Below are 12,496 nucleotides of genomic sequence, written 5' to 3'. Positions count from 1 at the left end.
ATTATAAATCATTTTATGAATAAAGGTTCACTTTTTTAAAAAATAATTGTATTGTGAACTCAGGTCACAACAAATACAGCTGCGAAATAACAAATACAGTTCTACAGGATGGTAGAGAATGAATTTACAAACAATTGATTTTGGAATAGATAATACCCTAAAAGCCCTACAGGAATCGGTTCAGAACTTTGCCAAAAAGGAAGTGGCGCCTCTTGCGGCCAAGGCCGATCAGGATAATCTGTTTCCAGCGCAACTGTGGAAAAAAATGGGTGACATGGGCCTGTTGGGCATGACCGTCTCTGAAGAGTACGGCGGCAGTAATATGGGTTATCTGGCTCACATTCTGGTCATGGAAGAAATCTCGCGGGCCAGTGCATCTATTGGCTTGTCTTATGGTGCACATTCTAACCTCTGTATCAACCAGATTCACCGTCATGGTACTGAAGCACAGAAACAGCGTTACCTGCCAAAACTGGTATCTGGTGAATATGTAGGAGCGCTGGCAATGTCTGAACCGAATGCCGGTTCAGACGTGGTAAGTATGACACTTCGTGCTGACCAGAAAGGCGACCACTATGTATTAAATGGTTCAAAAATGTGGATCACCAATGGTGGTGATGCTGACGTATTGGTGGTCTATGCCAAAACCGATCTGCAGGCAGGTGCCAAAGGCATGACGGCCTTCTTAATTGAAAAAGACATGAAAGGCTTTAGTCATGGCCAGCATCTGGACAAACTGGGGATGCGCGGCTCTAACACTTACCCTCTATTTTTTGATGACTGTAAAGTACCCGCCGAGAATGTACTGGGTGGAGTGGGCAATGGTGTCAAGGTACTCATGAGTGGACTTGATTATGAACGCGCTGTACTAAGCGGTGGTCCGCTTGGCATTATGGATGCCTGTCTGGATATTGTGATGCCCTACCTGCATGAACGTAAGCAGTTCGGTCAGGCACTAGGCGAGTTCCAGTTAATGCAAGGCAAAATTGCCGACATGTATTCGACCTGGCTGGCCTGCAAGGCTCTAGTATACAGCGTAGGTCAAGCCTGTGACCGTGCTGATCATGGCCGTGCTCTGCGTAAAGATGCAGCGAGCGCCATTTTATATTCGGCTGAAAAAGCCACTTGGATGGCCGGTGAAGCAATTCAGACTTTAGGTGGTAATGGTTATATCAATGACTTTGCTACAGGGCGTTTATGGCGCGATGCCAAACTGTATGAGATCGGTGCCGGCACTTCAGAAATCCGACGCATGCTGATTGGCCGTGAGCTGTTCAACGAAACAGCTTGATCCCTTTAACCTTAATGCACAAGGATGACTGCCATGAACCAGATTGCAATCAAGATGAATAGCCGCAGTGAAGAATTCAAACAGAATAAGCAGGCCATGCAGGAACTGGTCGATGACCTGAACCAGCTGGCTGCCAAAATCCAGCTGGGTGGCGGAGAAAAGGCCCGAGAAAAACATCTGGCCCGGGGTAAACTGCTACCACGTCAACGTATCGAACGCCTTCTAGATACAGGCAGCCCTTTTCTGGAAATTGGCCAGCTGGCTGCCTATGGCTTGTATGACAATGATGTACCTTCTGCCGGTGTAATTGCCGGTATTGGTCAGGTGCATGGTGTACAGTGCATGATTATTGCCAATGACGCCACAGTTAAAGGTGGTACCTATTATCCGCTTACAGTCAAAAAACACCTTCGGGCCCAGGAAATTGCCGAGCAGAACCGGCTGCCCTGCATCTATCTGGTAGACTCGGGAGGAGCTTTCCTGCCTCTCCAGGATGAAGTATTTCCAGACCGCGACCATTTTGGCCGGATTTTCTATAATCAGGCACAGATGTCTGCCAAAGGCATACCGCAAATTGCAGTGGTCATGGGCAGCTGTACCGCAGGGGGTGCCTATGTACCGGCCATGTCGGATGAAACCATTATTGTGCGTAATCAGGGCACAATTTTTCTCGGTGGCCCGCCACTGGTCAAGGCAGCCACAGGCGAAGTGGTTACTAGCGAAGATCTCGGCGGTGGCGATGTCCACACCCGTCTTTCCGGTGTTGCCGACCATCTGGCTGAAAATGATCTGCATGCACTTGGAATCACCCGCAGGATTGTAGCCAACCTGAACTGGAAAAAAGCAGCACAGCTTCAGCTAAAAGAGATTGAATCACCATTATTTGATGCCGAAGAGCTATATGGCATTATTCCGAGTGACAGCCGCAAACCTTTTGATGTACGGGAAATCATTGCACGAATTGTTGATGGTTCACGCTTCGATGAATTTAAGGCACGGTTTGGAACTACGCTTATTACAGGCTTCGCTCATCTGTATGGTATGCCGGTCGGAATTATTGCCAATAATGGCATTCTCTTTTCCGAATCTGCCCAGAAAGGCGCACATTTTATTGAACTGTGTACACAACGCAAAATTCCACTGCTATTCATTCAGAACATTACCGGCTTTATGGTTGGCCGCCAGTATGAAAATGAAGGAATTGCCAAACATGGCGCCAAACTGGTCATGGCAGTTGCTACAGCCAAAGTTCCTAAAATCACGCTGGTAATTGGCGGCTCATTTGGCGCCGGAAACTATGGCATGTGTGGCCGTGCATACTCACCGCGCTTTATGTGGACATGGCCTAATTCACGTATATCGGTCATGGGTGGCGAGCAGGCTGCTAGTGTTCTTGCCACTTTACGCCGCGATGCCATTGAGAGCAAAGGCGAAAACTGGACTGCCGAGCAGGAAGACGAGTTCAAAAATCCGATTCGACAACAGTACGAGCGCCAGGGCCATCCTTATTATGCCTCTGCCCGACTGTGGGATGACGGGGTAATTGATCCTGCACAAAGCCGTCAGGTACTTGCACTCAGTTTGTCCGCGGCCTTGAATGCTCCAATTGAAGAAACCCATTTTGGCGTATTCCGCATGTAGGAGAGATTCATGAAGCATTTTGAACTGATTGAAATTAAAGAGCAGCCTAATGGAGCCACCTATATCTGGCTAAACCGTCCAGAACTGCACAATGCCTTTAATGCACAATTAATTGCCGAGCTCAGCCAGTGTTTTGATGCGCTAGAGCAAAACGTTAATACTCGTGTGGTAATACTGGCAGGCCGCGGCAAAAATTTCTCTGCTGGCGCAGACCTGAACTGGATGAAAGCAGCCCGTCATTTTAGTAGTGAAGAGAACCAGCAGGATGCCATGAAGCTGGCCACCATGCTGCATAAACTGGCTCATCTTAGACAGCCCACCATTGCCCGTGTGCATGGTGCAGCACTAGGAGGCGGGTTAGGCCTGGCCTCGGCCTGTGATATATGTATTGCCAGCGAAAAAGCAATGTTTGCAACCTCTGAAGTACGTTTGGGACTGGCTCCCTCTACCATCAGTCCCTATGTGATTCGGGCCATTGGTGCGCGTCAGGCTTCACGTTACTTTTTAACTGCTGAGCGGCTTTCAGCACAGCAGGCTAAAGCCATCGGACTGGCTCATGAAGTCTATAGTGCCGAAGCACTGGATACAGGCATTCAACAAATAATTGAACAGCTGCTATTAGGTAGTCCGCAGGCACAAACGGCTTCCAAACAACTGATCGACACTGTAGCCGAACAGGAACTGACTGCTGAACTTATGCAGCAGACCGCAGCTCATATTGCAAGATTACGGCTGGGCGAAGAGGCACAAGAAGGCCTGAGTGCCTTTTTGGAAAAACGTACACCGCACTGGTGCGCTTAAGGCCATTTTCCACAAAATCATAAAAAGCAGGATAAAGGATTATGTTTAAGAAAATTTTAATTGCGAACCGTGGTGAAATTGCCTGTCGTGTCATCCGTACTGCCAAGGAACTCGGCATTCAAACTGTTGCGGTTTATTCTGAAGCTGATGCCGAGGCACAGCATGTTAAACAGGCAGATGAAGCCATCTGTATTGGTCGTGCTCCAGCCAGTGAAAGTTACCTGCAAATTGAACGGATTATAGAAGCAGCACTGCTAACCGGTGCAGAAGCGGTCCATCCGGGTTATGGCTTTTTATCTGAAAATGATGATTTTGCACTAGCCTGCCAGCAAAATGGTATCGAATTTATTGGGCCGCCGGTGGAAGCAATCCGGGCAATGGGTCTAAAAGCTACCTCTAAAGCACTCATGGAAAAGGCCGGTGTGCCGTTGACACCAGGTTATCATGGCAAAAATCAGGAGCCGAATTTTTTAAAACAGCAGGCCGATGCGATTGGCTACCCGGTGCTGATTAAAGCCAGTGCAGGTGGTGGCGGTAAAGGCATGCGTCTGGTGGAACGCAGTGAAGACTTCTTAAGTTCTCTGACCTCATGCAAGAGCGAAGCTCGATCAAGTTTTGGTAATGAAGATGTATTAATTGAACGTTATGTCACGCGCCCAAGACACATTGAGGTTCAGGTTTTTGGTGACAAGCATGGCAATTATGTTCATCTGTTTGAGCGTGACTGTTCAGTACAGCGCCGTCACCAGAAGGTTCTGGAGGAAGCCCCTGCTCCGCTGATGCCAGAAGAAAAACTGGAGGCCATGCGCCAAGCTGCGATTGACGCCGCACGCGCTGTCAACTACGTAGGTGCCGGTACAGTCGAATTTATTGTCGAGCAGGATGGTACGGCCTATTTTATGGAAATGAATACTCGCCTGCAGGTCGAACATCCGGTGACTGAAATGATTACCGGACAGGATCTGGTCGAGTGGCAGCTACGGGTTGCCTATGGTGAACCTCTACCTAAAGCTCAGGCGGATCTTTCTATTCAAGGTCATGCCTTGGAAGCTCGGATTTATGCAGAAGATCCAGATAATGGCTTTTTACCCTCGATTGGTAAAATTCATTTTCTGCAATACCCACAGCAGAATGCACATGTGCGGGTAGATAGCGGCATTATTCAGGGCGACAGCATCAGCAGCTTTTATGACCCGATGATTGCCAAGCTGATTGTCTGGGGCAAAACCCGTCAGGATGCACTGCGCCAGATGCAGCATGCCTTGCAAAACTTTTATATTCAGGGTGTGGGTAATAATGTAGCTTTCCTGCACCGTCTGGTGGGGACTGGATCATTTAGCCAGCCAAACTTAGATACTGGACTGATCGAGCGTGAAAATATCCAGCTGTTCAGTTCAAAGCCTGAGATTAAACCATCTCTACTGGCACAAGCTGCTGTCCTCCATCTGCTTCAGCAGACGTTAAAGCACTCCCTGCCGCATGATCCTTGGCAACAGCCTAACTTCTGGCGATTGAACCAGCAGGCTAAAACCCATGTTCAGTTACGCCATCAGCAGGAAATTTATGATATTGAACTGGCTATCTTAAAACAGGGCTATCTGGTTAAGGTCCATAATCAAGATTTTAAAATTTCTGGCGAACTGACTGCATCTAATACAGCCCATCTCCAGATAGATAATCATCAACATAAGCTATGCTTTGTAAAGTGTGACTCAAGTCTGGTGCTCTTTGAACAGGCACAACCCTATGAGTTTGAAATTATTGATCCGTATGCCCATGTAGAAGGTGAGGCTGAAGAAGCAGGTAATCTTAAGGCACCTATGCCAGGCATTATTACTCAGGTACTGGTAGAGCAGTTTGCTCAGGTCAAAAAAGATGAACCGCTTATGACACTGGAAGCTATGAAAATTGAATATACCATCCGGGCACCACAGGACGGTATCATTAACAATCTGTTCTTCCAGTCTGGTGATCAGGTCGCTGCGGGTGATGAATTGCTGGATTTCTGTATTGAAGCGGAGGCCTCTGCATGAATGAAAGTATCAGGATTGTTGAAGTCGGTGCACGTGATGGCCTGCAAAATGAAAAAAGTGTGATCACTTTTCAGCAGCGTTACGAGTTTCTTACTCGCCTGATGGCAACGGGGATTAAAGCGATAGAAGTGGGCTCTTGTGTATCGGCAAAGTGGGTTCCACAAATGGCTAACAGTGATGAACTTTATGCACAGCTCCCGAAACAGGATGATATTTCACTGAGTCTGCTAACTCCTAATTTGAAAGGTTTTGAAGCCGCCCTTCAGGTGAAGTGTCAGGAAATTGCAGTTTTTACGGCAGCCTCAGAAAGCTTCACTCAGAAAAATATTAATTGTTCGATTCAGGAGAGCCTTGAACGCTTTCAAGATATTATGCAACAGGCCAAACAGCATAATATTCGGGTGCGTGGTTATGTATCGTGTATGGTGGACTGCCCTTATGAGGGTGCAATTTCCCCCCAGAAAGTTGCAGAAGTTGCAAAGACTTTATATGACATGGGCTGTTATGAAGTATCGTTAGGTGAAACTATTGGAACCGCTACACCATTAAGGGTTCGCGCAGTCTGGAAAGAATGCCTTGAACTCCTGCCAAAAGAAGCTCTGGCTGGGCACTTTCATGACACTTATGGTATGGCAATTACTAATATCTATGAGTCGATTCAGCAAGGAATCCGTAGCTTTGATTCTTCAATCTCGGGACTTGGTGGCTGTCCTTATGCCAAAGGTGCTTCAGGTAATGTTGCAACTGAAGATGTCTATTATCTGGTTAGCCAGATGGGTTTTGATACGGGTATACAGCTCGAAAAACTGATGGCAGCCGCAGACTATATTGCAGAGGTATTGCATCGGCCTAATCCGTCTAAATTTGCACAGGCCTATAAACAAAAACTTTGCACAGTATAAAGTCTATAAAAAATTAAGGATGAGGTCCTATGAATAATAAAGTTTATCCCTCAGCATCCGATGCGTTAAAAGATATTGTACAGGATGGTCAACAGATTGCTGTAGGCGGATTCGGCCTATGTGGTATTCCTGAGGCTCTGATTTCAGCTCTAAAAGAAACCGGAGTAAAAGACCTGACCTGTATTTCCAATAATGCAGGCGTAGATGACTTCGGTTTAGGAAAGCTGCTGGCTACCCGTCAGATCAAGAAAATGATTTCATCCTATGTGGGAGAAAATAAAGAATTTGAGCGTCAATACCTGAGTGGTGAACTTGAAGTTGAACTTACCCCTCAAGGTACGCTGGCCGAAAAACTGCGGGCCGGCGGTGCTGGTATTCCAGCATTTTTTACCCAGACCGGCGTAGGCACTCTCATTGCTGAAGGGAAGGAAGAGCGAGAGTTCAACGGCAAAACCTATATCATGGAAGAATCACTGACAGCCGATATATCGCTGGTTAAAGCCTATAAAGCCGACAAAGCCGGAAATCTGGTCTTTCGTAAAACCGCGCAGAACTTTAATCCGGTCTGTGCCATGGCCGGAAAAATTACCGTGGCTGAAGTTGAACAGATTGTCGAGATTGGTGAGCTGGATCCGGATGCTATTCACCTGCCGGGAATCTATGTTAACCGTATTGTACTCAATGCCACACCTGAAAAACGGATTGAACAGATGACACTGAAAACGGCGGAGGGATAAATATGGCCTGGTCACGTAATGAAATGGCACAGCGTGCCGCACAGGAACTCGAAGACGGATTTTATGTCAACCTGGGTATTGGATTGCCGACCCTGGTCGCCAACTATATTCCAGAACAGGTCAATGTCTGGCTCCAGTCTGAAAACGGTTTACTGGGGATTGGGGAGTTTCCGACTGAAGAAACGGTGGATGCTGATCTGATCAATGCGGGTAAGCAGACCGTAACAGCCCGGCCCGGCGCTGCATTTTTCTCAAGTGCCGAATCCTTTGCCATGATTCGTGGTGGACACATCAATATTGCGATTTTAGGAGCAATGGAAGTTTCCGAACAGGGAGATCTGGCCAACTGGATGATTCCGGGCAAGAAAGTCAAGGGCATGGGCGGAGCCATGGATCTGGTTGCAGGTGTACAAAAAGTCGTGGTGTTGATGGAACACTGTGCGAAAGATGGAACACCAAAAATTGTAAAACAGTGTAGCCTGCCACTTACAGGTAAAGGTGTAGTCCACCGGATTATTACAGATTTAGGGGTAATGGATGTCACCAAACAGGGAATCGAGCTGATTGAACTGGCTGAACAGGTAAGTTTTGAAGATATTCAGGCTGTAACCGGAGTCAGGCTCATCAATACAATTTCTACAGAACTGGCAGATTAAAATATTTGAATACAAATTTTAAAGTGGTTGTAAACAGCCACTTTAATAAGTTTTAGGAACTAAAAAATTTAATTCAATTGAGATATAAATTTAAAGTGAATAATTAGCTATTAAGGACGTGTTAAACTTTGTAAAAAAAAATTAAGAGTGTATCTATAATATATTTTTTTTATATTACATATAAGAAAGGAATCCAAATAATAAGAATTATTCTCTTTTAAATCAATCTATAAAATTGCCTATAATTTCTACAGAATATAAAAATTATCTCTATTCAGCTAATTTTATATATAAATTAAATACTTATAAAAGTTTTTATTTAGCCTGCATTTATACTGACAATTTTTACATAAGTTCTCGAATTAGATGCATTTTTCAATATACAGTTTGCTAAGCATATTGCAAACTGATCATGAGCTTATCAATGACCCTTTTATTTCACTCCAGAGATCTCAAGGTCATTGTTCTCCTCAGCTGGGATAAGAAAGTCAGATAATGGCTTTCTTAGCTCCCATTTAGGGCCCCTTCACTCTCGCTCCCAACCAGGGGCTCTTTTTTTACCTATTAGTTTTGACAGCAGCCGTATCATTAAGCGCAGTAAGATTTTTCTGGTCGTCTCTCTGCTGGTTGTTATGTTTAGTCTCAATAGCCAGCTCAATCATTTCCAGTTTTTCCAAAGTAGCCTCCCGACCAGCTTGCATGCTGGCTTCACGCCCACGCACATCAAAAATATGGGCTTTTTCACGTAAGTCAGGCTGGATTACTATATCAGCATACTTCAACTCTTCATTAGCTAGCCGGTTCTGCATGATATTAATATTCTGATTAAACAGCCCCCAGACATTTGACGTTTCGGTATGAGTGGGCTGTGCCAGAATATCAACTGCAATAATAATATCAGCGCCCAGATCACGTGCCACCTCAACCGGCACCGGACTGGTCAGTCCCCCATCAACATATTCTTTATCACCAATACGGGTAGGAATAAACATGCTCGGAATAGATGCGGATGCGCGTACTGCCTGTCCGGTATTTCCATAGTTAAATACAGTACGGGCACCCTCTTTGAGTTCAGTGGCTACTGCATAAAAAGGTATTTTCATTTTTTCCAGCGGCATGTTATCAACCTGCTGATTAATATAGTCTTCAACTTTCTTGCCATCAAAAAAGCCTTTCATATCCAGGGTAATATCGCGTACATCGGTGGCTTTCATATTAAGAGCAATACTCCGCAGCTCTTTTGCAGATTTTCCACTGGCATATATAGAACCTACAATACTGCCTGCACTGGTTCCCACAATAAAATCTGGACGGATTCCCTGCTGCTCCAGAACCTCAATTACCCCTATGTGCGCATAGCCCCGGGCACCGCCGCTACCCAAGACCAAAGCCACAACTGGCCGCTGCTCTACTGTTTTAATCTGAGCAAAAGGAACCTTTTCAAACTGTGCCCGTGCATCAGTGACCATCTGTGCAGCCTGTGGCTCAGATGTTTTAAAATGTTGGCAGCCGGTCAGGCCGACCAGACTCATCCAGAGTAAGCAGAATGTGAGCTGTTTCATGGGCACTTGAGAGATCTGAGTTATTTTTCTGAAAAAGGAATTGTAGAAGTACATTTCAGAAATTGCTGTATAAAATTTATTTAAATTGTCATGATTGGACTCTAAACTCAAGCCATTTGTGAGAAGAATATCGATCATGAATTTATCTGTTCAGTATCTCACTATTTTTCTTATTTTTTTAAAACTGGGTTGTACCTCATTTGGAGGACCAGCTGCACACCTGGTCTTTTTTCACCGCACCTTTGTTGAAAAATATCGCTGGCTGACCAGCGATGAATATACGCAACTGGTCGCATTAGCCCAGCTTCTTCCCGGCCCTACCAGCAGTCAGGTTGGACTCGGTATCGGTTACTTACAAAGGGGTTATGGGGGCGCTCTTCTGGCTTGGCTTGGTTTCACCTTACCCTCTATAATTTTAATGCTGGGCTGTGCACTACTGAGTGTTTCCCTGTCTTCCTGGCTTTCTTCATCAGTTTTTCATATAGTACAACTTATCGTACTGGCCGTCGTAATTTTTGCTTTCTGGCAAATGTTAAAAAACTTCTGCAGTACGGTCTGGCAATTTATTTTGATGCTGGCTTCAGCACTTATTATTTATTTTATACCGCTAGCCATGAGCCAGCTGCTGGTGATTATCTTGGGTGGCGTGGCAGGATTATACTGCGTTCATACAGCGAAACTTGCTGTACCAATAGTTGTAAAAGATCAGCCAGAAATACAGAAAACTGTCTCTACATCCTTTCGTGCCTATTATTGGCTGTTGATATTTGTTGGCCTGTTTATATTACTTTTTATTATGCAATGGTGGGCACCTTCTTTTGCTATACAGATTTTTGAAAGTTTTTACCGTTCAGGCTCACTGGTATTTGGCGGAGGACATATTGTGCTTCCTCTCTTATATCAGGAACTGGTAACGTCCAGACTAATTGAAGAATCAAATTTTGAACTAGGTTATGCCTTTGCACAGCTTGTACCTGGACCTTTATTTACTTTTGCTTCTTACTTGGGTGCATTCTTACCGGTTACTTCTTCTCCATTAATTAATGCAGCGATTACTACAGCCGCCATTTTCCTTCCTTCATTTTTACTGATTTTCGGAACACTGCCTTACTGGTCTATCTTATTAAGGCAGACAAAAATTCAGGCTGCAGTTTATGGAATCAATGCCGCAGTAGTCGGTTTACTGCTGGCGATGGTATTGCAGCTCGGACAAAAAGGTATCCAGCACTGGAGTGATATAATTTTTGTTGGTCTTGTTATTGCTTTACTGAACAGTAAAATTCCGGTTCTATTGAGTTTACCACTCTCATGTTTAGGCTATTTTTTATTTTCACTTTATTTCTGATCATAAAAAAGCTCCTCGCAAGGAGCTTTAAACAAGTTTTACCAAATATCTGAATCGACTTTCTTCTTGAGTTCCGGATACTTATCTATTTTAAATTCCGGCTCCTTAATGCCTTTTTTAAGCTGAGAGCTATAATCTTTCAATAACATTCGCAAGAAAGGCGTCAGGAGTAAAATAGCAAACAGGTTAATTGTTGCCATTAAGCCCATGGATAGATCCGCCATTGACCAGACCAGTGGTACGCTGGTAATCGCGCCAAAATATACCATTGCCAATACCAGAAGACGAAATACAAACATGACTTTTGGCTGATTATTGATAAATTGAACGTTACTCTCAGCATAGGCGTAATTCCCGATAATAGAAGAGTAAGCAAACAAGAATAAAATCAGGGCCAGAAAATCATCACCCCAGCTACCGATCTGACTGACCAATGCCATCTGGGTGAGCGTAACGCCCTCAAAACCTGCTTCATGATACAGACCGGAAGCCAGAATGATAATCGCAGTACATGAACACACTACAAAGGTATCTACAAATACCCCAAGCATCTGTACTAGCCCCTGGTCTACCGGATGTTTTACATCTGAAGCAGCTGCAGCATTCGGTGCAGACCCCATGCCGGCTTCATTTGAAAACAGGCCACGTTTAATACCCTGCATCATAGCCATCGATACCATTGCACCAAAAAAACCACCCGCAGCAGCATCAAACTTAAAGGCTTCAGTAAAGATTAGTTTGAATATATCTGGAAGAATACTGAAATTTATTATGGCAATATAAAGTGCAACTGCCAGATAGAGCACAGCCATTAATGGCACCATACGCTCTGCCACGACCGCAATACGCTTGATTCCACCAAAAATAATTGCTGCGGTCATAATGACCAGTACTACGCCAACCCAAGAAACTTCAAAACCCAGTCCACCCAGATCAAGCATAATATTTGCACGGTCCCAGCCCCAGGCATGAGCAGTTGCATCTACAATCGAGTTAGCCTGTACTGCATTAAATACAAAGCCATAAGCTAAAATAAGAGAGAGTGCGAATACAACGCCTAACCATTTCTGCTTTAAACCTTGGGTAATGTAATAAGCTGGCCCTCCACGGAATTGCTGGTTCTGATGATCACGTACTTTAAATAGCTGTGCCAATGAGGACTCAACAAATGCTGAACTCATCCCCAGAAATGCAGTAAACCACATCCAGAATACGGCGCCCGGACCGCCAATTGCAATTGCAATTGCGACACCTGCAACGTTCCCTACCCCAACCCGACTCGCTAGACCCGTAACAAAAGCCTGAAACGGGGTAATACCATGCTGATCGTCACCTTCTTTACGGCTGCCCTTCATTACACGGATACTGTGTAAGAATAGGCGAATCTGAACTGCGCCGGTTAGAAGTGTATAAAACACTCCAACCACCACCAGAAAGACCACCAAAAAATCCCATAAAGGATCATTAAAGAAACTTACCCAAGCCATTAAACGGGTATTTAGTTGTTCATCCATACAATCTCTTGCTA

The 12,496-nt window shown here is 45.0% G+C and carries 10 protein-coding genes; 8 read left to right on the top strand and 2 right to left on the bottom strand.

Translation table 11 applies throughout. The annotated features are described in order from the left end of the window. Positions 1–118 precede the first annotated feature (118 nt). Genes AC0VYT_RS03215 through AC0VYT_RS03185 form a run of 7 tightly spaced genes read left to right on the top strand, consistent with a single transcriptional unit; the run spans position 119 to position 8,061 of the window. Positions 119–1,291 (top strand): isovaleryl-CoA dehydrogenase, encoded by a 1,173-nt coding sequence (locus tag AC0VYT_RS03215; RefSeq protein WP_005016014.1) that lies wholly within the window; start codon positions 119–121, stop codon positions 1,289–1,291. Between the two features lie 33 nt (positions 1,292–1,324). Continuing rightward, positions 1,325–2,932 carry a carboxyl transferase domain-containing protein gene (locus AC0VYT_RS03210; RefSeq protein WP_005016020.1) on the top strand — a complete coding sequence of 536 codons (1,608 nt, stop codon included), beginning with the start codon at positions 1,325–1,327 and terminating at the stop codon, positions 2,930–2,932. Positions 2,933–2,941: 9 nt separating this feature from the next. Next, entirely contained in the window at positions 2,942–3,733 is a 792-nt protein-coding gene (locus AC0VYT_RS03205) for an enoyl-CoA hydratase-related protein (protein WP_005016022.1), read from the top strand. A 41-nt stretch (positions 3,734–3,774) separates the two neighbouring features. Then, positions 3,775–5,766, top strand: a complete 1,992-nt coding sequence (locus tag AC0VYT_RS03200) for an acetyl-CoA carboxylase biotin carboxylase subunit (protein WP_005016026.1) — start codon at positions 3,775–3,777, stop codon at positions 5,764–5,766. Then, positions 5,763–6,668, top strand: coding sequence for a hydroxymethylglutaryl-CoA lyase (locus AC0VYT_RS03195; RefSeq protein ID WP_005016028.1), 906 nt, complete (start codon positions 5,763–5,765; stop codon positions 6,666–6,668). Before AC0VYT_RS03200 ends, AC0VYT_RS03195 begins: the two co-directional genes overlap by 4 nt. Positions 6,669–6,697: 29 nt before the next feature. Next, on the top strand, positions 6,698–7,405 hold the full coding sequence (locus AC0VYT_RS03190) for a CoA transferase subunit A (protein WP_005016029.1): 708 nt from the start codon (positions 6,698–6,700) through the stop codon (positions 7,403–7,405). A 2-nt stretch (positions 7,406–7,407) separates the two neighbouring features. Further along, on the top strand, positions 7,408–8,061 hold the full coding sequence (locus AC0VYT_RS03185) for a CoA transferase subunit B (protein ID WP_005016032.1): 654 nt from the start codon (positions 7,408–7,410) through the stop codon (positions 8,059–8,061). 557 nt (positions 8,062–8,618) lie between these two features. Here the strand turns inward: AC0VYT_RS03185 and AC0VYT_RS03180 are convergent. Next, complete coding sequence (locus AC0VYT_RS03180; protein WP_005016034.1) at positions 8,619–9,623, bottom strand: patatin-like phospholipase family protein; 1,005 nt, start codon at positions 9,621–9,623, stop codon at positions 8,619–8,621. Between the two features lie 136 nt (positions 9,624–9,759). Between AC0VYT_RS03180 and chrA the strand changes: the two genes are divergently transcribed. Further along, positions 9,760–10,968, top strand: a complete 1,209-nt coding sequence (gene chrA / locus AC0VYT_RS03175; protein ID WP_005016035.1) for a chromate efflux transporter — start codon at positions 9,760–9,762, stop codon at positions 10,966–10,968. Positions 10,969–11,006: 38 nt separating this feature from the next. On the opposite strand, the gene AC0VYT_RS03170 is transcribed toward chrA, so the two are convergent. Then, positions 11,007–12,482: an alanine/glycine:cation symporter family protein gene (locus AC0VYT_RS03170; RefSeq protein WP_005016036.1), complete on the bottom strand. Its 1,476-nt coding sequence runs from the start codon at positions 12,480–12,482 to the stop codon at positions 11,007–11,009. Between the last annotated feature and the right edge of the window lie 14 nt (positions 12,483–12,496).

The organism is Acinetobacter sp. QJM3NY_42 (assembly GCF_056173745.1).
The sequence above is the reverse complement of the archived record's forward strand: the minus strand, read 5'-3'. Positions and strand labels throughout refer to the sequence as shown.